This window comes from Micromonospora sp. NPDC049101, from assembly GCF_040648675.1.
In the GTDB taxonomy this organism is placed as follows: Bacteria; Actinomycetota; Actinomycetes; order Mycobacteriales; family Micromonosporaceae; genus Micromonospora.
The window spans coordinates 82,242-103,234 of record NZ_JBEZED010000022.1; the positions used below are offsets into that span (position 1 = coordinate 82,242).

16 protein-coding genes are annotated in these 20,993 nt (G+C 72.6%); 5 read left to right on the forward strand and 11 right to left on the reverse strand.

The genetic code is table 11. The features are described 5' to 3' along the window. Positions 1-38: 38 nt before the first annotated feature. The 3 genes from AB0B57_RS26360 to AB0B57_RS26370 all read left to right on the forward strand — a co-directional run bounded on the left by AB0B57_RS26360 (position 39) and on the right by AB0B57_RS26370 (position 2,745). Positions 39-1,235 carry a hypothetical protein gene (locus AB0B57_RS26360; protein ID WP_357075161.1) on the forward strand — a complete coding sequence of 399 codons (1,197 nt, stop codon included), beginning with the start codon at positions 39-41 and terminating at the stop codon, positions 1,233-1,235. 199 nt (positions 1,236-1,434) lie between these two features. Further along, complete coding sequence (locus AB0B57_RS26365; protein WP_357075164.1) at positions 1,435-2,040, forward strand: response regulator transcription factor; 606 nt, start codon at positions 1,435-1,437, stop codon at positions 2,038-2,040. 120 nt (positions 2,041-2,160) lie between these two features. Further along, entirely contained in the window at positions 2,161-2,745 is a 585-nt protein-coding gene (locus tag AB0B57_RS26370; RefSeq protein WP_357075167.1) for a response regulator transcription factor, read from the forward strand. A 29-nt stretch (positions 2,746-2,774) separates the two neighbouring features. Here the strand turns inward: AB0B57_RS26370 and AB0B57_RS26375 are convergent, their stop codons facing one another. The 4 genes from AB0B57_RS26375 to lanKC form a co-directional block, all read right to left on the reverse strand. Then, the gene (locus AB0B57_RS26375) at positions 2,775-4,550 is read right to left on the reverse strand and encodes an ATP-binding cassette domain-containing protein (RefSeq protein ID WP_357075171.1); all 1,776 of its coding nucleotides are present in this window, start codon (positions 4,548-4,550) and stop codon (positions 2,775-2,777) included. Further along, entirely contained in the window at positions 4,547-6,274 is a 1,728-nt protein-coding gene (locus AB0B57_RS26380; RefSeq protein ID WP_357075174.1) for an ABC transporter ATP-binding protein, read from the reverse strand. The genes AB0B57_RS26375 and AB0B57_RS26380 overlap by 4 nt, the downstream gene beginning before the upstream one ends. A 73-nt stretch (positions 6,275-6,347) precedes the next feature. Beyond that, entirely contained in the window at positions 6,348-6,467 is a 120-nt protein-coding gene (locus AB0B57_RS26385) for a SapB/AmfS family lanthipeptide (protein WP_013734295.1), read from the reverse strand. Positions 6,468-6,472: 5 nt separating this feature from the next. Beyond that, positions 6,473-9,109: a class III lanthionine synthetase LanKC gene (lanKC, locus tag AB0B57_RS26390; RefSeq protein ID WP_357075178.1), complete on the reverse strand. Its 2,637-nt coding sequence runs from the start codon at positions 9,107-9,109 to the stop codon at positions 6,473-6,475. A 310-nt stretch (positions 9,110-9,419) separates the two neighbouring features. Between lanKC and AB0B57_RS26395 the strand changes: the two genes are divergently transcribed. Next, positions 9,420-11,162, forward strand: coding sequence for an RICIN domain-containing protein (locus tag AB0B57_RS26395; RefSeq protein ID WP_357075181.1), 1,743 nt, complete (start codon positions 9,420-9,422; stop codon positions 11,160-11,162). Between the two features lie 68 nt (positions 11,163-11,230). Here the strand turns inward: AB0B57_RS26395 and AB0B57_RS26400 are convergent, their stop codons facing one another. Continuing rightward, positions 11,231-12,685 (reverse strand): alkaline phosphatase PhoX, encoded by a 1,455-nt coding sequence (locus tag AB0B57_RS26400; RefSeq protein WP_357075184.1) that lies wholly within the window; start codon positions 12,683-12,685, stop codon positions 11,231-11,233. Positions 12,686-12,908: 223 nt separating this feature from the next. Here AB0B57_RS26400 and AB0B57_RS26405 point away from each other — a divergent pair, with 223 nt between their 5' ends. Continuing rightward, positions 12,909-13,862 (forward strand): cyclase family protein, encoded by a 954-nt coding sequence (locus AB0B57_RS26405; RefSeq protein WP_357075187.1) that lies wholly within the window; start codon positions 12,909-12,911, stop codon positions 13,860-13,862. A 275-nt stretch (positions 13,863-14,137) separates the two neighbouring features. Here the strand turns inward: AB0B57_RS26405 and ribD are convergent, their stop codons facing one another. The 6 genes from ribD to ccrA form a co-directional block, all read right to left on the reverse strand. Next, positions 14,138-15,022: a bifunctional diaminohydroxyphosphoribosylaminopyrimidine deaminase/5-amino-6-(5-phosphoribosylamino)uracil reductase RibD gene (gene ribD, locus AB0B57_RS26410; RefSeq protein WP_357075190.1), complete on the reverse strand. Its 885-nt coding sequence runs from the start codon at positions 15,020-15,022 to the stop codon at positions 14,138-14,140. Between the two features lie 125 nt (positions 15,023-15,147). Next, positions 15,148-16,263 carry a Gfo/Idh/MocA family oxidoreductase gene (locus AB0B57_RS26415; RefSeq protein ID WP_357075192.1) on the reverse strand — a complete coding sequence of 372 codons (1,116 nt, stop codon included), beginning with the start codon at positions 16,261-16,263 and terminating at the stop codon, positions 15,148-15,150. Next, positions 16,233-16,943, reverse strand: coding sequence for a ThuA domain-containing protein (locus tag AB0B57_RS26420; RefSeq protein ID WP_357075195.1), 711 nt, complete (start codon positions 16,941-16,943; stop codon positions 16,233-16,235). Before AB0B57_RS26420 ends, AB0B57_RS26415 begins: the two co-directional genes overlap by 31 nt. Before the next feature lie 110 nt (positions 16,944-17,053). After that, complete coding sequence (locus AB0B57_RS26425; protein ID WP_357075197.1) at positions 17,054-18,502, reverse strand: FAD-dependent monooxygenase; 1,449 nt, start codon at positions 18,500-18,502, stop codon at positions 17,054-17,056. A gap of 141 nt (positions 18,503-18,643) precedes the next feature. Further along, positions 18,644-19,648, reverse strand: a complete 1,005-nt coding sequence (locus tag AB0B57_RS26430) for a ketoacyl-ACP synthase III (RefSeq protein ID WP_357075200.1) — start codon at positions 19,646-19,648, stop codon at positions 18,644-18,646. Beyond that, complete coding sequence (ccrA, locus tag AB0B57_RS26435; RefSeq protein WP_357075203.1) at positions 19,645-20,991, reverse strand: crotonyl-CoA carboxylase/reductase; 1,347 nt, start codon at positions 20,989-20,991, stop codon at positions 19,645-19,647. Before ccrA ends, AB0B57_RS26430 begins: the two co-directional genes overlap by 4 nt. Positions 20,992-20,993 lie beyond the last annotated feature (2 nt).

The window sequence follows — 20,993 nt, forward strand, 5'->3', positions numbered from 1 at the left end:
CGCCTGCGGCCGGCCGACTCCGCAGGCTCGCCCGGCTGATGGTGCTGTTCGCGGCTGCCGTCGGGGCCGGTTTCCTCCTGGCCGCCCTGTTCGACGGGCCGGCCGCCGCCGGCGGGATACGCGGCGGCGCCGGAGACGACCCTCAGGCGCGGATCGGCGGCCTGGTCGAGCCGGTCACGCGGCTCACGGTCGCACGGCTCCCCGACCCGCACCGTCAACGCCCCACCGGTGCCGACGCCCGCCGCGACGGGCACCCCGACACCCCGCTGGCAGGGACCATCGCCGCCGCCGTCGCCCCCCGCGACGCCACCTCCTCGACGCCGCCTCGACCGCCGAAGGGCGCGTCACCGGCGCTCGTGTCGCCGCCCCGGGTCGACCCAACCGGTGCGGGAAAGCGCGAACGGCTCCGGCCCGCCTCCCCCGCCCACCCGTCGCGACCGGCCGCTGCTCCACCACGACAAGCGGCCAGCACCGCACCCGCGGCGCACGGGCCGGCCGACCCACCCGCGACGGACCGGGCCACCGCCCCGCTGATCACCGCCACCCTGCCGCACGTCATCGACATCGCGAACGCCACGCTGTCGCCCGTCATCGACACCGCGAACGCCACGCTGCCGCCCGTCGTCGACATCGCGAACGCCACGCTGCCGCACGTCGTCGACACCGCGAGTGTCGCACTGCCGCACGTCGTCGAGATCGTGCCGATCCGGCCGGTCGTCCTGGCACTCCTCGGTGTCACCGACGCCGTTCTGGCGCCCGTTCTCGACGCGGTGGTCGTTCCGGCGGCACCACCACCACCCGCTCGCCGAGCACTCGGGCCGCCCGCCGTGCCGGTGGCCGACCCGACACCCGCGCCGACCGTACCGACGCCACCAGCGCCACCGGCGGACCCGACGGGCCCGGCGGACCCGGCGTTGGTGCCGGTATCCGTCACGGCGGTGCTGACCCCCGCCGCGCCGCCGCGGGTGTCCGTCGCCGAATGCACGCGCCCGACGGCCTCGACCCGGCACCTCGCCGCGCGTCCGGGTCCGGTGCTCGCGGCTGCCGACCCACCGGGCGGACCCGTCGCGCCCGTCGACCAGGACGCCGCCGGTGTCGACGATGGATCGACGCCGGGGCCGGGGCTGGTCCGGGCGGCCGACCGGCAGTCGCACCTCGGTGTCGCGCAGCCCTGCCATCTCCTGCCGCTTCTCGTCGAGGGCCACACTCCGTCCGGGATCGCCCGGCCGGGCTGAGGCGGGTCGACCGACCCGGGTGGCTGGCACACACGGCCAACTCCACCCGGCTCGGTCGACAGGGCCCCGCGCCCGTCCGCCGTGACGGTGCCACGGGGCGGTGCCTATCCCGTCCGTCGCGCACGAGCGCCCCGACCAACCCGTGGATGTTCCGGGACCGGTGGCCGTCGTGCCGCGTACCTGAGATCGGAGAAACGTGGTGATCCACGTTGTCGTCGCCGAAGACATGGGTTTGCTGCGTGGTGCGCTCTGCGCCGCGCTGTCACGTGAGGAGGACATGGAGGTGGTCGCCGACGTCGAGGGTGTCGGCGAGTTGTTGACGGCGGTCCGGCGGTACCGACCCCAGGTGGTGGTGTTGGCGCTGACACCCGAGTCGTCCGACCCGGTGGAGGTGGTCGCCCGGATCAACGCGGAGGCGCCGCACGCGGCCGTGCTGGCGATGAGCCCCCGGTGGAGCCCGACCCTGGTGGAGGCCGCGCTGGCGGCCGGGGCGCGCGGCCTGGTCGGCAAGGACAGCTCTCTGACGGAGTTGGTACGGGCGATCCGCGCGCTCGCGGCCGGGGAACGGGCGATCGACCCGGCCGCGGCGGTGGCGGTGCTGAGCCCTCCGGAGATCCCGTTGACACCTCGGGAGATGGACGTGTTGCGGATGGCCGCCGAGGGTCTGCCCCTGAAGGAGATCGCCGTCCGTCTTTACCTGGCACACGGCACTGTGCGCAACCATCTGTCGGTGATCCTACGGAAGACCGGAGCCCGCAACCGCCTGGAGGCGGTGTGGCGCGCGCGGCGTAACGGCTGGTTGTAGCCGTGGTGGCGGGTCCGGCGAAGGCGTCCGGGCCCGCCTCCCGTCGCCGTGCGGACCCAGCCGAGTCGTGTTTGAATGTTGACGTTGAGTGATCGTCATCGGAGTGCGGGAAGGTTCGTCGTGATCCGTACCCTGCTCGCCCTGGACGGCGCCCTGGTGTTGGGCGCGCTGTCGTTCGTCCTCGCCGCCGAGGAGGACATCCATGTCGTGGCGGAGGTGGATCGCGGCGACGCGGTCTCCGCGGCTGTCCGCGCCCAACGACCCGACGTGGTGGTGGCCGACCTCGACCTCGTCGAGGACGTCGATTCGGGTCGCCTCGACCCGTGCCCCGTCCTGGTGCTGGCCCACCCCCATCGGGCCCGGCGGCTGCGCGGCATGCTCAACCCGACCCGGACGGTCGGCATCCTGCGCAGCGACGCCGCCCCCCAACGCGTCATCGACGGGATCCGCCGGCTCGCCCGGCGGGAGCCCGTGCTCGACGCGGACCTCGTCGTCGCGGCACTGCAGTCGGACGGCCCACTGACCAGCCGGGAGACGGAGGTGTTGAGGCTGACCGCGGCGGGTGCGCCGGTCGCGGAGGTGGCGGCGTCACTCGGGCTCAGCCGTGGCACCGTCCGCAACCACCTCGGTCGGATCGCCCGCAAGGTGGGCGCGCGTACCCGGGTGGAGGCCGTGCGGATGGCCGGCGAGGCCGGCTGGATCTGACCGGTGCCGTCGGCCCTGGTGCGCGGGGTTCAGCCCCGCCGCCGGGCCGACGCCGCCCGGGACGGCACCACCGGGTCGTCCCAGCAGCCGACGAGCATGCGGTAGGTGGCCGAGCGGGCCAGCAACTCCCGGTGCGTCCCGAGGACGGCCTCGTCGCCGTCGAGGACCAGCATCCGATCGGCCCGCAGCGCGGAGCTGATCCGGTGCGCGATCACCACGAGACTGCCGGGCCGCCGGGCGAAGGCGTCCTCGACTGTCGCCTCCAGCGCCGGGTTCAGGTGGCAGGTCGCCTCGTCCAGGATCACCAGCGGGGCGGGTGCCAGCCAGGCCCGGACCGCCGCGATGAGCTGCCGCTCGCCGGCGGAGAGCAGAGCCGGCACGACCGGCGCGGCCAGGCCTCCCAGGCGGGTCGCCAGGGGACGCGCACCGAGCGCGTCGAGGGTGGCCTCCAGCGTGTGGTCGTCGGCGTCCGGCCGCAGGTAGCGCAGGTTGTCGGCGAGGCTGCCGGTGAAGACGTACGCCTCCTGGGGCACCAGCACCCGCATCTCGCCCAGGGCGGACGGCTCGGCGTCGGCGACCGTCGCGCCGGCCAGGTGGACCGTGCCGGTCTGCGGCGGCACCAGCCCGGCCAGCAGGGTGGCCAGTGTGGACTTGCCCGCTCCACTCGGGCCCACCACGGCGAGGTGCTCCCCCTCGGCCAGTGTCAGCGAGAAGTTCCGGAGCACGGGCCGGGCGCGCGGGCCGTACCCGAAGGTCAGCCCCCGGACCTCGACGGCCGGTGAGCGGCCGACCGGCCCGGTTGGCGGTCGGGGTGCCCGGGTGGCGGGGGCCGGCGGGCGGGGGGCGGTGGGCCCCGGATAGGCACGCAGGATGTTCTCCAGGGTGACCGCATACCGCAGCCCGCCGCCGCCGAGGCCCTGCACCAGGGTGTGCAGGGCGGGTTGCAGACCGGTGGAGACGTAGATCAGCGCGCCCAGCACCGCGCCCGCGGTCAACCCGCGCTCGACCAGCCACGGCGCGGCCACGAGCAGCACCACAAGCGGCAGCCAGCCACCGATGCCGAGGCTGAGGCTGCGGATCGCCGCCATCCGGGCGAGGGTGCGTTCGGCGGCGGCCTGCGCGGACACTCGGCGTTCCACGTCCGCCGTCACGCGTGCCTGGGCGCCGCAGGCCACCACGTCGCGGTGACCGGCCAGGGCGGCCCCCGCCGACTGGCCGAGGTGCTCACCGGCCCGGACGTACGCGCGCTGGTGCGCGACCATCGCCGGCAGCGCGGCGAGGAACACGGCCAAGCCGGCGACCAGCGGCGCGGCGGCCAGCGCCGCCACCACCGGTGCCAGGGCGAGGAGGCCGAGCAGGGCCGCACCGGCGGAGAAGAGGAAACCGCGGGTCACCATGAGCAGACCGGCGAAGGTGTCGCGGACGATCTCCATCTGGTGGGTCAGCCGGGTCACCGCGGCGCTGTCCGGACGACCGCCCGCCCGGGTGGCGTCGCGCAGCGCACCCCGGACCACCTGGGCGGCCACGTCGTCGCGGAACGGCTCGACCACGGCACCGAGGCTCCGGTACGTCCGACCGGTCGCCGCCGCGCCGACCAGGACGGCCACGGCGAGCGCGCCCAACCACGCCAGGCCGTTGAAAAGACGTCCGGCCAGAAAACCCTCGTCGACGGCGCGGGCGACCAGGAGGCCGGCGAGCAGGGCGGGCAGCGACTCGACGAGCGACCAGCCGCAGAGCCGGACGAGAGCACCCCGCCGGGCTCGCAGTGCCCGCCAGGTCACCCGCCGTACGCTCAGACGGCTCACGGCCCACCGCCGGCCGGCTGGAAGACGGCCCGGTAGTCCGGGTCGGCCCAGAGCCGCCGGTGCGGTGCCAGGCCGCGCAGCCGACCGCCGTCCAGCCAGGCCACGAGGTCGGCCGCCGCGGCCGCCGCCGGCCGGTGGGTGACCACCAGTCGGGTACGCTCGCCGGCCCGCCCGAGCACCGCCTGGGTGATCCGGTGTTCGGTCGCGGTGTCCAGGCTGGACGTCGCGTCGTCCAGGATGAGCAGCCGCTCGGCGGCGAACGCCCGAGCCAGGCCGAGGCGTTGGGCCTCGCCTCCGGAGAGCGGTGTGTCCACCAGCGGGGTGCGGTAGCCGTCGGGCAGCCGGTCGATCACGTCGGCGACCGCCGCCAGGCGGGCCGCCCGCAGGACCGCCGGTGTGGCCGGGCTCGGGTCGGCCGGTGGTGCCGCCGCGTCGACCGGCAGCGCCAACCCGATCGCGTCGTGGACCGTCGCGCCGATCAGCACCGGCCGGTCGAAGGCGTAGCCGACGGCTCGGCGCAGTGCCGACCCGTCGAGGTCGCGCAGCGGTACGCCGTCGAGTCGCACCTCACCGGCGTCGGGGTCGTACAGCCGTCCGGCGACGGCCGCCAGTGTCGACTTGCCGGCACCGGAGGCTCCGACGACAGCCACCGTCGCGCCGGCCGGTACGTCCAGGTCGATGCCGTCCAGGATGGGCCGGCCGTCGTCGGCGTGCACGCGTACCCCGCGCAGTCGCAGGGCGCCTCCGCCGGGTGCAAGGGGCCGGTCGCCGGCCGACGTGGCCGGCTGGTGCAGCAGTTCGGCGAGCCGGTGTGCCCCGGCGCGGCTGCGGACCAGGTGGTTGAGGGTGGCGAGCACCGCGCCGAGCCCAGCGCCCATGGCCGCGTAGCGGACCGCGGCGACCAGTTGGCCCGGCGTGAGCCAGCCCGCCGTGAGCGCGTACCCGCCGACCGCGATGACGCTCAGGTTCAGCAGCGGCGCCACGGCGGAGGTGCGCGCACTCGCCCGGGCCAACAGGTCCCAACCGCGCCGGCCGTGCCGGCCCAGCTCCGGCAGGGCCGCCAGCACGCGGTCCTCCTCGCGGTGGGTGGTGGCGGCGGCGGCGATGGTCCGGGCACCGGTCAGCGACTCCAGCAGCCGGCCGGCGATGGTGCCGAGCACCCGCTGGTACGCGGCGGTCGCAGCCGAGGCGTCGGCCACGAAGGCGCGCATGAGGACGGCGAGCAGGACGAGACCGGCGAGCAGGGTGACCCCGAGGACCGGTTCGATGAGGGCGAGGGCGACGACGCTGCCCAGCGGTGGCAGCACCGCCACGACGGCCAGCACCACGGCGTTGCCAGCCTGTCCCGCGTCGGCGGCCTGGCCGACCAACCGGCCGACGAGATCACCTACGGGATGGCGGCGGGTGGCGCGGACATCCAACGCGAACACGTGCCGCAGCAGGTGCCGGCGCAGCCCGGCGGTGGCGCGTGCCGCGCCGAATCCGCTGGTCAGATCCGTGAGGGTGTCGACGCAGACGAGGACGACGACCAGGCCACCGGCGGACACCGCCCACCAGCCGGAGCCGCCGGCGAGGGCGGCGTCGACGGCGCGGCCGAGAGCCGCGGGTAGCAACAGTTCGGCGGCCGCGCCGAGCAGCGCGACCGCCGCGAGCCCACCGGTCCAGCCGCCGCCCGCTCGGACCGTCCGCCACAGCAACCGGTCCCCCGCGGCGAACGTCGGCATCGGTCCTCCCGTTGGTACGCGACTGCCCTGGGTGGGCACGTCTGCCCACCCAGGGCCTCGCTTGTGCGGCGGATCAGTTGCAGGTCGTGACGGAGAGCGAGCTGTCGCCGCAGAGCAGCAGGCTCGCCCGGCTACCGCCACCCGTGCGGTCGGCCGGAGCCATCTCCAGGCCCTGGAGGTCCAGAAGCGCCATGTCGTTCACCTCCCTTCCTTCTGTTCGCCGAACCGGTCGCCCCCGCTGTCGCGAGGGAGTCTCTGCGCGCCCGGCAGGGGCGCGAGAAAGGGCAGCACCGGCGGCTGGTCGCGCTGTGCGCAGGCCAGCGCGTAGAGCACGCCGGCGGTGCCGGTGCCGAAGTCCATGGAGAGCCGCAGCAACTGCTCACCGGGGAACGCGGTCCCGTCCCGGTACGGCAGCGCGTGCCAGGTCAGCCGGTCCACCTGCGCGGCGAGTTCCCGGCGGTCGGTGTCGTCGGTCGAGGCGGCCAGGTAGGCGATGATGCCGGCGCGGCCGGCGAAGAGTCCGGACTGTGCGTAGAACGGTGACCGCGCGGCGCGGCGGATCCCCGCGCTCGCCTCGGCGAACCGTTCGTCGGCGCGGTGGCGCAGGTACTGGTCGAGGACCAGCCCGATGCCGACGCTGCCGTGCGCCAGGTACGGCATGGTCCGCCAGCCCTCGTTGACCTCCAGGGCGCCGTCCGGGCGCAGCACACATCGGCGCAGATCCTGGCGCAGCGCCGTGGCGGCGTGCCCCAGCAGCTCCTCGTCGCCGCCGAGCTCGTAGAGCCGCAGCAGCATCAGCGCCGGTCCGGTCCGGCCGCGCAGCAGCCCGGCGTACGGATTGCGTCCGCCGCTGAGGTCCGGCCCCGGGTCGTCGGCCAGTTGCCCGATCACCCGCTCGGCGACCCGCCACGCGGCGTCGCGCAACGACGCCTCTCCGGTACGCGCGGCCAGCTCGGCCAGGTTGAGCGCGATCCCGGACAGTCCGCTCGCCAGGCTGTGGTCGAGCCCGTCCACGGGTTCGCGCAGGCAGATGTCGACGACGTCCAGCGCGTCCTGCCGTCGGCCGAGGTGATCGAGCGCGTGGGCGACGCCGTGCAGCCCGTCGTAGAAGCCGCAGCGGGTGCCGGACGGCGGCGCTGTCGCCCGCCGCACCAGCCAGTCCTCGTGCTCGGGCCACCGCCCGGCACCGCTCTTGTCCAGCGCGTACAGCACTCCCGCCGCCCCGTGGGCGAGGTTGAGGCCGCCGCTGCGGAACTGTTCGATGTCGCCGGGGAAGAGTCGGTCGTCCCGGGTCGGGGTGGCGCTGGCCAGGATGGCCGTCGCCAGTTTCTCCCGCGTGAGCGACGCGTGGTGTACGTCCGCGGGCCGGGGGCCACCGGTGATCTCCTCGACCGCGGGGTCCAGGAAGGACCTCGGCACCGGGAAGTTCGCGGCGACGATGTCGGCCAGGTGCGCCACCTTCGCCGGTGCGAGCCGCACCAACTGGGTCAGGGGCAGGAACAGCGCCAGCCGCAGGCACGCCAGGGCGTACCTGTCGACCGCCGGCCCGGTCCGGTCCCGCGGTGCCGCGAACCCCTGGTTGCGCAGCCCGGGCCGGCGGTGCCCGGCGATCGGCGCGGCCACCTCGAAGTCGACGAGGGCGACCCGGTCGTCCGGCCGAATCATGATGTTGAACAGGTGCAGGTCACCGTAGACCAGGCCGCGCTCGTGGATAGCCGCGACGACCGACTCGACCTGCTCGTAGGTCTGCCGGGCCCACCGGGCGTACGCCGCCCGGTCGTCGTCGGTCGCGTCGGCGTCGATGAGCGGGTACCTGTCGACGAGCACCTTGTTCAGCGGTCGGCCCTCGATGAACTCGAGCGCGAGGAACCGGTGCTCGCCCAGGGCGAACTCGTCGTGCACCCGGGGCACCTGCGGCAGGTCGGCGAGTTGCCGCAGGGCGTCCGCCTCGCGGGCCAGCCGGGCGACGGCGTCGGTGCCGTCGGCGTCCAGGCCGGCGTGCGGCCGGGCCTCCTTCAGCACCACCTCGGTGTCGGTACGCAGGTCCCGGCCCACGTACAGCCCGCCACCGTTGGAGAAGTGGATCACCCGCTCGATCCGGTACGGCACCTGGTCGGTGCTGGTGCCGCTGCGGGCGGCCAGGTGCGGGCCGAGGAAGTCGGGCAGGGTGATCCAGGACGGTACGTGGAAGACCGGCTCCCGGCGGTCCGGCACCAGCGTGCCGGAGTCGTCCTCGATGGCCGGCACCACCTGCCCGTCGGGCGAGAGGCAGTAGCGGGCGGCGAAGCCGCCGTAGCGCACGTGCACCGGGCCGCTGCCGTAGCGCAGGTCACTGAGGATGTACGGCCCGGTCTCGCCGGTGAGCAGTTCGTCGAGCTCCTTGCAGGTCAGCTCCAGCTCCGCGTCGTCGCGGGGGTAGACCGTGACGAACTTGCCGCTGGCGGCGCGGGCGGCGTACTTGGAGTTGCGCAGCAGCAGTGTGCGGGGCCCGCGCAGGAACTTGAAGGACAGGCCACGGGGGACGCAGTAGTCCCAGACGGTGTCCAGCACCCGCTCGGCGTTCGCCAGACCCGCCGAGATGTGGATCTTCCAGCCCTGCTGCGGCAGCGAGCCGCCGTCGGGGGCGTAGATCAGCCAGTCGTCGAGCGGCTCGCGGCGCCAGCCGGTCGGCAGCGGCCGTTCGGCGGCCGGGAAGACGGGCTGCGCGACGGCGCTGCCGAGCGAGTCGTAGAACAGCGGGTCCGCGGCGCAGTAGCTGTCGTAGCGTTCGTCCACTGTCCCGCCGCCCTTCGACTCGGCCGGCTGTGTTCCGGCGTTGCATCGAGTCTCGTCCACGGGACGTGCCGTGCCCCAGTGCACATAGTCACGACGTTCGATGCGGGGCGCACGGTGCCCAGTGACATTAGTCAGGGCCTGACACACAGGGTGGCCGCCTGCTCACTGAGCTGCGTGTTCTTGACCCCCGGCGAGAACGGAACTTAGACTCCCGTGATTGTTAACGTTAACAGTCACGTCATTCGATCGTAATCGACAGGTCATCACCGCCGGGGTCCCCGTCAACCCCGGTGGCCACGCGACAGACCAGTGCCGACCGGGCCGAGGGGACCGCGAAGGCGCGTACCACCACCAGCCAGGAGGACGAGACATGACGCACGAGCAGAACGAGCCGGTGAGCGGCGAGCGGAAATTGCTGAGCCGGAGAACCGTCCTGACGACAATGGGGGCCGTACCGGTCGCGGCGGTCGCCGCGGTCGCGGGGGCCACGCCGGCCTCGGCCGCACCGGCGAGCATCAATCCGTCCGCGACGCGGCAAACGATCCGAGGCTTCGGCGCCATGGCCCACGCGGCCTGGATCGGTGACCTGACGGCCGCCCAGCGGGACACGGCGTTCGGCACCGGCCAGGGTCAGTTGGGGTTCTCCCTGCTGCGGATCCCCGTCAACGAGAACCAGGCGGACTGGAGCGCTGATCTGGCGACGGCGCAACGCGCGGTCGCACTCGGAGCCACCGTGTTCGCGTCGCCGTGGAACCCCCCGGCCAGCATGATCGAGACCTTCACCCGCGGCAACCAGACCAACGCGAGGCGCCTGCGGTACAGCTCGTACGCCGCCTACGCCACGCACCTGAACAACTTCACCACGCACCTGCGCAACAACGGGGTGGACCTGTACGCCATCTCGGTACAGAACGAGCCCGACTACGCGGCCGAGTGGACGTGGTGGACCACCACCGAAATGGTGCGGTTCCTGCGGGAGAACGCAGGCTCGATCAGCACCCGGGTCATCGCCCCGGAGTCCTTCCAGTACGTGAAGTCCGTGTCGGACCCGATCCTCAACGACGCCACGGCGCTGGCCAACGTGGACATCATCGGGGCGCACCTCTACGGCACGTCGTACTCGAACTTCGCCTACCCGCTGTTCAAGCAGAAGGGTGCGGGCAAAGAACTCTGGATGACCGAGGTCTACTACCCCAACAGCAACACGAACTCGGGCGACGCCTGGCCGGAGGCGCTCGACGTGGGCGAGCACATCCACCGCGCCATGGTGGACGCCGAGTTCCAGGCGTACGTCTGGTGGTATCTGCGGCGCAGCTACGGTCCGATGCGCGAGGACGGCCAGATCAGCAAGCGTGGGGCCATGATGGCGCACTTCGCCAGGTTCGTCCGCCCCGGATACCAGCGGATCGACGCGACGGCCAACCCGGCGTCGAACGTCTACGTCTCGGCGTACCGCGGCGGCAACACCGTCGTGATCGTCGCCGTCAACAAGAACACCTCGTCGGTGAGCCAGCAGTTCACCCTGTCCAACACCAGCGCGTCCGGCAGCGTGTCGAACTGGCTGACCGACGCGAGCCGGACCGTCGCGCCCCAGGGCGCGCTCACCATGTCGAACGGCTCGCTCACCGTCACGCTCCCCGCCCGCAGCGTGATGACCTTCGTGACCAGCGTGACCGGCACCACCCCGGTGGGTGACACCTACAAGCTGGTCAACGTCGACACCGGTGTGGTCCTCGGCGTCCAGAACATGTCCACCGCCGATGGTGGTCTGGCCGTGGTGTGGGGCGACACCGGCACCGCCGACCACAACTGGGTCCGGGTCACCGACGGCAGCGCGTTCCGGTTCCGCAACGTCAACAGCGGCAAGGTCCTCGGCGTCGAGAACATGTCGACCGCCGACAACGCCCGCGTCATGCAGTGGAGCGACAACGGCACCGCGGACCACCGCTGGACCCTGGTGGCCAACAGCGACGGCTCCTACCGGATCCGCAACGCCAACAGCGGCAAGGTGCTCGCCATCCTCAACGGCTCCAGCACCTGGGGCACCCAGGCCGTCCAGTACACCGACAACGGCAGCACCAGGAACAACTGGCGTCTGGTGCCGGTCGGCTGACCGAACACCGCACGCCTCCGGTGGGGATCAGGCTGATCACCCGATCCCCACCGGCCGGTCCCCCTCGGTCAGCCCAGGTACTTCTCCCACGGGCCGGTGATCGCCAGCGTGAGGCCGGGGTCCTGCATGTTGACGAAGAGCACCCTGCCGTCGGCGCTGAAGGTCGGCCCGCAGAACTCCGAATCGTTGAGCTGGTTGCGGGCGATCGCGTACGTCGGTCCACCCGGGGTCGTACTGAGCACGTGGGAGGCGCCGGTGCCGTCCTCGGCGAGCACCAGGCTGCCCCACGGGGTGACGGACACGTTGTCCGGTCCGTCGAAGGTGAGGTCGTTGTACTTGACCGGCGCGCCCTCCTCGGAGGCCACCTGGTGCGGGAAGTACGTCACCAGCTGGATGGTCTGGGTCCGGAAGTTGTAGAACCACACCATGCCGTCGTGCGGCGCGGCGTCGGCCGGCAGGTCACCGTCGTCCCAGGCGTAGGAGTTGACCACGTAGACGCCCTCGTCGGTGCTCCACACCCCCTCGAACTTGCGTCCGCGGGTGACCTGACCGTCGGCGAACTGCTCGCGCACGGACGTGTGCCGCGCGTCGCGGTCCGGCACCTCGATCCACCGTACGGGGAAGGGGCGGCCCAACTGGGCCGAGGTCAGGTAGGCGACGTCCGGCAGCACCGAGCCGTCATCCATGATGATCTGCATGGCGGCGAGGACACCGGCGTTGGGTGCGAGGCGGGTGAGCACACCGGGGCCGAGCTTGACCCCGGCCGGGGCGGTCCAGCGGTAGAAGAGGCCGTTGGGCTCGTCCGCGTCCTCGGACAGGTAGATCCGGGTGCGGTCCCGGTCGACCGCCAGGGCCTCGTGGGAGTAGCGGCCCAGGCACTTGATCGGCCGCGGGTCCGCACTGCCGTCGGCCCAGACCTCGAAGACGTAGCCGTGATCCTTTTGGTAGACGCCCGACCGGGTGCCCTCCTCCCACTCGTCGCCGGCCCGGTCCTCGGTCTCCTCGCAGGTCAGCCAGGTCCCCCAGGGGGTCGGCCCGCCCGCGCAGTTGGAGATGGTGCCGGACAGGGCGACGAACTCACCCAGGTTGCGGCCCGCGCGGTCGGTCCTGATCACGGTGCAACCGCCGGCGTCGGTGGCGCCCGCGTCGTACACCGTGCCCTTGACGTGCGGTACGCCGAACTCGGCGCCCGGGTCGATCTCGTGGTTCTGGATCAGTGTGTAACGGCCGTGGCCGGCGTCGTAGACGGCCATGCCGTCGTGGTCCGACGGCGTCACGCCCTGGCCACGGTCGAGTCGGGTGACGCCGGTCCGGGTGACCACCGTGTAGCTGAAGCCCTCGGGCAGGGCCAGGATCCCCTTGGGGTCGTCCACCAGCGGCGGGAAGGGCACGTGACCGCCCGGGACCGGCGAGTGCGGCCGGCCGGGGCTGGCCTGGGCCAGGGACGGCAGGCCACCGGCGACGGCTAGGCCCACACCGGCGGCGGCGCCGCCCGCGAGGAAGGTACGACGGGAGGAAGGCACGCGGATCAGCTCCTGGTCCAGGGATGTACGACGGCTGACAGCCAACTCCCGTGGACGGACACCGACACGTCGCCCGAGGGTTCCCGTGGTGACATCGAGGTGAAGAATCAGGGCCGGGCACCCGTCCCGAAGCTGGTCACAGGTCGTCGCGGACCTCGATCCGGCGGCGGGATACCCTGACCGCGGTGACCAGCGGAGCCGGACCGGAGGAGTCGATACGGGAATGACGGCAGAGCGACAGATGCCCTCCCAGGACGACGTACTCGGCTATTTCGACACGCTGTCGAACTGGGGACGGTGGGGCGACGACGACGAACGCGGCACGCTGAACCACATCACCGACGACGTCCGGCTGGCGGCGGCGCGGGCCGTGCGCCACGGCAGGAGCGTGTCCTGCGCGTGGGAGGTCGCCGCACCGACGGACATGGAGCGGTCGACGACGACGTGCCCGTGCGCCGCCGACATGCCGGGCGCCGAGCACATGCCGCCCCACTTCCACGGCGACCGGAGCTGGGGCTTCTCGTCCGAACGGCTCGGCATCACGTTCCACGGCAACACCCTCACCCACGTCGACTCGCCCTGCCACCTGTTCTGGGACGGCAAGATGTACAACGGGCGGTCGCACGCGTTGGTCGACGCCGAGACGGGATCGGCGTGGGCCGCCGTGACGGCGGCAGCCAACGGGATCATCACCCGTGGAGTCCTGCTCGACGTCGCGGGGGCCCGCGACGTGCCGTGGCTGGAGCCGGGGCAGGGTGTCTTCCCCGACGATCTCGAAGAGGCCGAGCGCCGCCAGGGCGTACGCGTGCTCCCCGGCGACGCGGTGCTCCTGCGCACCGGCTACGGCCGCTTCCGGCACGAGGCCGGCGCGGCCAGCGGTTTCGCGCAGGCCGGCTGGCACGCGTCCTGCCTGCCGTGGCTCCAGGATCGGCAGGTCGCGCTGATCGGCGCGGACAGCCCCCAGGACGTGCAACCGTCGGGGTACGAGCGCGTGTTGATGCCCGTCCACGCGGTGGGCCTCGTCGCGATGGGTCTGTGGCTGCTCGACAACTGCGACCTGGAGGCGTGCGCGACGACCGCCGCCGAGCTCGGCCAGTGGGACTTCCAGCTCGCGGTCGCACCGGTCCGCTTCGCCGGCACGTCCGGCAGCCTGGTCAACCCGATCGCCACCTTCTGACCGCGCGTCGAGCGGCGGCCCACCGGAGCGGCCAGGAGGACTTCCGTTGACAGCGGCGGACGACTTCCGCTCGGACCGGTGGGACTGGCACCGCTCACACCCGTGCACGTCGCACGCCTAGGGGTGGCACGTGACGCGGTTGCGGCCCTCGCTCGGTCCGAGGACCGAGGACGAGTGCAGCTCTTTGCTCTGCACCCCAATACGCGCCGGTCACAGACGTTGCGACCCTCGCTTGGTCCGAGGACGTACGCCCGCGGACCCGACCCGATCTCGCGCTAAACACCCAGGCGTCGCAGGCGCAGCGTCATCGACTCCGCGTCGGCAGCGACCTCGACCAGGCGAAAGCCGACCGGCATGAGGTCGGGGTGGACCACGTCCAACGCTCGCAACGGGTCGGTTCGCGGCACAGCGATGACGATCTCGTCGACCGCGTGCAGGTGCGGTCGCAGCGCGGCGGCCTGCTCGTGACCGACAACGAGCATGCTGCGTACGCCGACTTCGTAGGCCGCTGACTGCCACTGCGAGAGGTTCCCGCCGATCTCGGCAGCGCCGGGCAGTGCGAAGTACGCGTCAGCGTGACCCCCGGGAATGCCCTCCTGGAGAGTGTTGTCCGCAATGACGAGGTCAGCGGTCGCGCGAAGAACGCGTAGGAGTCGCTTTTCCGCCGCCGTTCGATGCCCGCTCTCCGCTGCGAACGCCCACGTCAGGTAGGGCCTGCGCCGTTGTGTTGCGGTCAGCCACGGCTCAAGGACGGTCAGGGCTTCGTCGCGCAACACGTCGATCTCGACCTCCACGCCCGCCGCGGCGAGCATCGAGGCGCCACCCTCACCACGGGACGTTGGGTCCATGACAGCAATGACCACCCGGGAGACACCGGCGTTGATCAGCTCCTGGCGACACGCCGGCGTGACTCCGACGTGGTTGCAGGGTTCCAGCGTGACGACAGCCGTACCGCCGCGAGCGGCACCTCCCGCCGCGTTGAGAGCGTGCGCTTCGGCGTGCGACTCCCCCTTGCGGCGGTGAAATCCCGCACCGACAACGGCTCCGTGCTGCTCCAGGATCACGCACCCGACGGGCGGGTTCGGGCTCGTGGTGCCCAGCCCAAGAGCGGAGAGGGTGATGGCATGCCGCATCGCGGACAGCTCTACGGCTGAGGCCATCAGGCGGTCTCCACAAGATCGTCGAGGAACGCACGAGCACGCCCCGCCCGCCTGCCCACAACGAACCGGTACCGCCACATCGGCCGGTGCAACCCGTCGGTACCGCTACGGACCTGGAAGTCAATCTACGTTTCTGCGAGGTGAGCCTTCCACTCCTCGGCCGGGGTGAGCGGGACCGGCGCGGGCCGCCGCACCCCGGTCGTCAGCTCGATCCGGCGGCCTTCGGCTGCCGACTGGAGCAGCATGGTCATCGTTTCGAGTACGTGTAGTGCGAGGTCGCCGCCCGCGCGCGGCGGACGCTGACCGTCGGCCCGGACGAAGTCGATCAGACCGATGCCGCGGGACGACTCGGCGTATCCGGCCTGCGGTTGGAGAACGCGCCATTCGGTGCCGCCGAGCGCGAAGAGGCGGACCTCCCCGTCGAAGTGGTTCGGGTCGGGTACGGCGAGGGTGCCGGTCTCCCCCCGTACCTCGATCGGCGCGGCAGCCGTCGTGACGCCGTCGAAGCTCGTGGTGATGGTGGACAGGGCACCGTTGGCGTGTTCGAGCACGCCTGTCACGTGGGTGTCCACCTCCACCGGGATCCGCTGGCCGGTGCGCGGGCCCGAGCTGATGATGCGCTCGGCACGCAGCCGGCTGGCGGCTCCGACCACCGCGCGCACCGGCCCGAGCAGGTGGATGAGCGCCGAGATGTAGTACGGCCCCATGTCCAGCAACGGGCCGCCGCCCGGGGCGTAGTAGAAGTCGGGGTTGGGGTGCCAGCGCTCGTGCCCCGCGGTGACCATGACGGCCGAGGCGGACATCGGGCGTCCGATGAGCCCGCCGTCGATCGCCGCCCGCGCCGTCTGCGTACCCGTGCCCAGGACGGTGTCCGGCGCGCAGCCGACGCGTACGCCGGCCGACGCGGCCCGTTCGATGATCGTGCGACCCTCCGGGAACGTCACGGCGAGCGGCTTCTCGACATAGACGTTCTTGCCCGCGTCGATCGTGGCGAGGGAGATGTCGGCGTGCGCCGCGGGGATGGTGAGGTTGAGCACCGTCCGCACGTCCGGGTGGGCGAGCAGGCGCTCGACGCTCAACGCCTCGGCCCCGGGAATGAGGGCGGCGGCCTCGGCGGCCCGGGAGGCGTCGAGGTCGGCCAGTGCGGCGACGCGCACCGCGGGGTGGTTCGCGAGGGTATCCAGGTACGCGCGGGAGATGACCCCGAGACCTACGATGCCGACGAGGTGCGGGTCGCCCACCGCATTCCCCTCTCGATGACGGTACGGACGCTCGGGTGCTCCAGCACGTCCAGGCTGTGCCCCGGGGTCGTCACGACGATGCGCCCGGCACCCCAGCGCCGGGTCCAGATGGCGGGCGAGGTGACCGGCCGGTGCCACGGGTGCCACGCCTGGGTGGGGTGGGTCGTCACGGCCAGGACGTCGACGAGGTCGTCGTGCAGCACCCAGTACTGTTCGGTGACCAGGTCGAAGTCGTCGATGCCGGCGGTGATCGGGTGCTCCCGGCCGAGGTCGGTGACGCGCACCGGGTGCGGCAGGAAGTTGTCCTCCGGGCCACCGTGCCGCTCGCACGGCTCCTTGCCCGGGTGGGTGGCGAACTGGCCACCGACCAGATGCAGGTATTCGGATGACGCGCGGAACGAGTCGACGATGCCGCCGTGCCAGCCGGTGAACCCCGTGCCGGCGACGACCGCCGCGCTGAGGCCCGCGACCTGCTCCGCGGTGATCTGCGACATCGTCATGCACTGCACGATGAGGTCGGTGTCGGCCATCTCGGCGGCATCGGCGTAGACCTCGGTCGACTCCTCGACCCGTACGGCATAGCCGCTGTCCTTCAGGAAGGGGAGGAACAACTCCGTCGCCCTGACCGGCTGGTGCCCCTCCCACCCGCCCCGCACCACAAGTGCTCTCCGCTGCGCCACCCTCGCTCCCTCCCCCGGTTGGTCGCCACCGGGTTGACCGTTCGTGCCTCGACGATGCCCGTGAATGTCGCGCACCGAAAACCGTACTAGGGGTTGTTGCGGTGCGCCCGTCAGCCGGCGGCCGGTGTGCTCTCGCGGACCGTACGCCGGGTGGACCGTCTGAGCATCGCGAGTTCCTCCGGGGTGAACGGAGGAGCCTTCAGCGGCGGGTGGGTGGGCCCGGCGCGCAGCGCCGCGAGGACGCGCGGTTCCATCAGGCTGCTCACCGGGGCCGCGAGTGTGACGACGTCGAAGAGTGCCGACGCGATCTCCGGCTGCCGGGCGGCGGCCGTTCCGATCGCGTCCGTCATCTCCCGTCGAGCGTTGGCCTGCTGCGGCAGCAGACGGTCGTCGCCGCTGCGTACCCGGCAGTTGGGGTAGCAGATGTCCTGCGTGGTGGCGAACGTCCAGGCCTCGTCGACGACGTCGGCGAGGCCGCGCATGACGCGCCGCATCGTCGCCGGGCCGGCGTCGCCGGTGGACAGTTCCCGGTCCAGGACTGCGGCGCTGCGGGCGGCGGTGACCATGCCGTGGCCGTACGACGGGTTGAACGAGGCCATCGAGTCGCCCAGCAGGAGCAGGCCGTGGGGCCAGTCGGCGGCGCGCTCCGGGTACAGGCGGCGGTTGGCGGTGCTCCGCGACCGCTGGACCGAGGTCAGTGGCTCCGCGCCACCGATCAACTCCGCGATGATCGGGTGCCGCAGGTTGCCGGCGAACTCGGTGAAGGACGCGTCGTCGGCCGACGGCTCGCCGCCGCGGGTGCCGGACAACGCGACGATCCACCGGTCGCCCTCGATCGGCAGAAGGTATCCGCTCTGACCAGGGCGCCCGTCGCGGTGGTCCGGCTGCACGCTCACCCCGGGAAAGCTGCCGTCCACCCACTCCGGCACCCGGAACAGCCGCGTGGCGTACGTGATGCCGGTGTCGACGAGGTCCTCCTCGACCGGCCGCAGCCCCAACTCCGCGAGCCACCGCCGGGTCGCCGACGAGCGACCGGTGGCGTCCACGACGAGGTCGGCGGCCAGCTCGGTGGTCTCGCCGTCGGCCACCGAACGCACCGCGACGCCGGTCACCGTCTCGGCCGAGCCGAGCAGGCCGTCCGCCTGCGTGCGATCCCGCACCACGATCCTCGGATCGGCGCGCACCCGCTGGCGGACGGTCCAGTCCAACAGGTCCCGGCTGGCGGAGAGCATGAACTGCGCCTCGGGGAACCGGTGCTGCCACCCGTACGCGCTGAACAGGGCGTTGCCGGTGGGGATGCTGACGCGCTTCGCGCCGGCCCGCAACAGCTGCTGGGTCAGGCCGGGCAGCAGGGTGTCGAGCACCCGCGCGCCGCTGGACCACAACTGGTGCAGGTGCCGGGCCTGCGGAAGCCCGGTACGCGGCTGTGGGCCGGGCGCGCCCAGGTCGTCCCGGTCCACCACGGTGACCGTGCCGAAGTGCCGGGCGAGGACCTGCGCGGCGAGCATGCCGGCGAGTCCGCCACCGAGGACGACGGCCCGGCGCTCCGCCGGGTTCACCGCGTGGCCCGGGTCGTCGGGGCCGCCGTACGCGCCACGCGGCGGACCGCCGAGGCGTGGCGGGCAGGGTCGGTCATGGAGTGTCCTCTCGCGTTCGATGAAGGTTGGTGCGCGGCGGGGTGAACCCGCCGGCCGCTGCCGTCACTGAGGTGCGGGACCCCACCGGAGCAGGCTCGCGCCGAGGCTCATGCCGCCGCCGAAGCCGGCGAGCAGGACCAGGTCACCGGGGCGTAGCCGGCCTTCGCGGTTGGCATCGTCGAGCGTCACCGGGACCGAGGCGCTGCCCACGTTGCCGTACCGCTCCAGGGTCCGACAGGTGTGTGCCCCGGCCAGGCCGCACCGCTGCACCAACTCGCTCAGCAGCACCCCGTTCGGCTGGTGCGGCACGAAGTGGTCGATGTCGTCCAGGCCGACGCCGGCCCGTTCCGCCAGACCCCGCATCGCGGGCGGGACGTGCTCGAAGACGAAGTCGCGCACCCCGCGGCCGTCCATCCGGAAGAAGTGGCCGCCGGCGGCCACCGTCTCCGCCGACGCCGGCAGGCGGCTGCCGCCGGCCGCCACGTGGATCAGCCCGTGTGCGGACCCGAAGCTGGACAGGTCGAAGGCCAGGAAGCCGCTCCCCTCGGGCGCGGGGCCCACCACCGCCGCGCCCGCCCCGTCACCGAGCAGCACGGCGGTGCGGCGGTCGTCGAAGTCCAGCGACCGGGAGTACACGTCCGCACCGATCACCAACGCGTAGCGGTCGTCCTCGCCCACCGCCAGCAGGCTGTGCGCGAGCGCCAACGCGTAGACGAAGCCGCTGCACACCACGTTGACGTCGAAGCACGCCGCCCGGGTGGCGCCGAGCGCGTCCTGCACGAGGTACGAGGTGGGCGGCTGCGGTGAGTCCCCGGTGGAGGTGGAGACGATCACGTAAGCCAGTTGGTCCGCCGACAGTCCGCTCTGCGCCAGCGCCCGCTCGGCGGCCTTGACCGCCAGGTCGGAGGTGGCCTCGTCGGGGGCGGCGTAGCGCCGGGAGGCGATCTGGGTCTTGCGCTCGATCCAGGACGGGTCGAGCCCCATCCGCTCGGCCAACTCCACGCTCGTCACCTCCTGCTTGGGCAGGTAAGACCCGGTGCCGAGGATGCCCGTGCCGCGCGCCCTCACAACGCCTCCGCCGCGACCGGCAGGCGCAGCGGGTTGATCCGCTGCTCGCCGATCCGCTCCCGGGCCGCCCGGTCGGTGACGCCGAGCCCCGGCTCCGGCGCCAGGCAGAGCACCCCGACCTTGCCGATGTGCGAGTTGGTCTGCACCAGCCGGGCCGCCTCACCCACCTCGGCGAGCTGGTAGCTGCGCGACAGCGCCGGCGACAGGTGCCCCAGGTCGAACAGGCGGATGCACTCCGTGTTCTCCTGGAGATTGGCCACGTGGCTGCCGATCACCCGCTTCAGGTTCATCCACAGGTACCGGTTGTCGTACTGGTGCTGGTAGCCGGTGCTGGAGCCGCAGGTCACCACCGTCCCGCCGCGCCGGACCAGGAACACCGACAGGCCGAAGGTCGCCTTGCCGACGTAGTCGAACACGATGTGCGGGTCGCCGCCCGCCCGCTCCCGGATGATCCGGCCGAGGCGCTTGCCGGCGGCGACGGTCTCCTCCGGCCCGTCCTCCGCCCCGCCCAGGCCCAGCTCCTCGCGGTCGACGACGATGTCGCAGCCGAGCCGGCGCAGCAGCTCCGCCTTCTGCGGCGAGCTGACCACCCCGACCGGGATGCCGCCACCGTTCTTCACCATCTGCACGGCATAGGCGCCGAGGCCGCCGGTGGCGCCCCAGATCAGCACGATGTCGCCCTGCTTCATGTCCGCGCCCTGCCGGCTCACCAGCATCCGGTACGCGGTGCCGGCGCAGAGCGTCACCGAGGCCGCCTCCTCCCACGTCAGGTGGGCGGGCTTGGGCAACAGCTGGGTGGCCCGGACGACCGTGTAGTGGGCGAGCCCGCCGAAGTTCGTCTCGAAGCCCCACGCCCGCTGTTCGTTGCCCATCATCCCGTCACCGTGGGTGGCGGGCTCCTGGTCGTCGACGTAGGCGGGGCTGACCACCACGTGGTCGCCGACCCGCCAGTGCCGCACCCCGACGCCGACGCGCACCACGACGCCCGCGCCGTCGGAACCGACCACCTGGTACGGCTGGTCGTGCCGGCCGGCGAAGCCCCCGGTGGCGGCGAACCGCTTCAGAAAGCCGAACGACGGCATCGGCTCGAACATCGCCGACCAGACCGTGTTGTAGTTGATCGAGCTGGCCAGGACGGCGACCAACACCTCGTCCGGGGCCAGCTCCGGCATCGGCACCTCGCCGACCCGCAGGGACTTACGGACGTCCTTGTCCTCGACGCCGGTGAACATCTTGACGTCCTCGACCCGCAGGTGCGCGGCGAGATAGCGGTCCGGCACCGGCGCCGCGGACAGCGTCTCCGGGGAGGCGCCGGCGAGTACGGCCTCACTCAGTGGGTCCATCG

Bases quoted from the DNA above. Each gene is read 5' to 3' on its own strand.
- AB0B57_RS26360 (WP_357075161.1), top strand. From the start codon at position 39: ATGGTGCTGTTCGCGGCTGCCGTCGGGGCCGGTTTCCTCCTGGCCGCC.
- AB0B57_RS26380 (WP_357075174.1), bottom strand. From the start codon at position 6,274: ATGCCGACGTTCGCCGCGGGGGACCGGTTGCTGTGGCGGACGGTCCGA.
- AB0B57_RS26385 (WP_013734295.1), bottom strand. From the start codon at position 6,467: ATGGCGCTTCTGGACCTCCAGGGCCTGGAGATGGCTCCGGCCGACCGC.
- AB0B57_RS26395 (WP_357075181.1), top strand. From the start codon at position 9,420: ATGACGCACGAGCAGAACGAGCCGGTGAGCGGCGAGCGGAAATTGCTG.
- AB0B57_RS26405 (WP_357075187.1), top strand. From the start codon at position 12,909: ATGACGGCAGAGCGACAGATGCCCTCCCAGGACGACGTACTCGGCTAT.
- ribD (WP_357075190.1), bottom strand. From the start codon at position 15,022: ATGGCCTCAGCCGTAGAGCTGTCCGCGATGCGGCATGCCATCACCCTC.
- ccrA (WP_357075203.1), bottom strand. From the start codon at position 20,991: ATGGACCCACTGAGTGAGGCCGTACTCGCCGGCGCCTCCCCGGAGACG.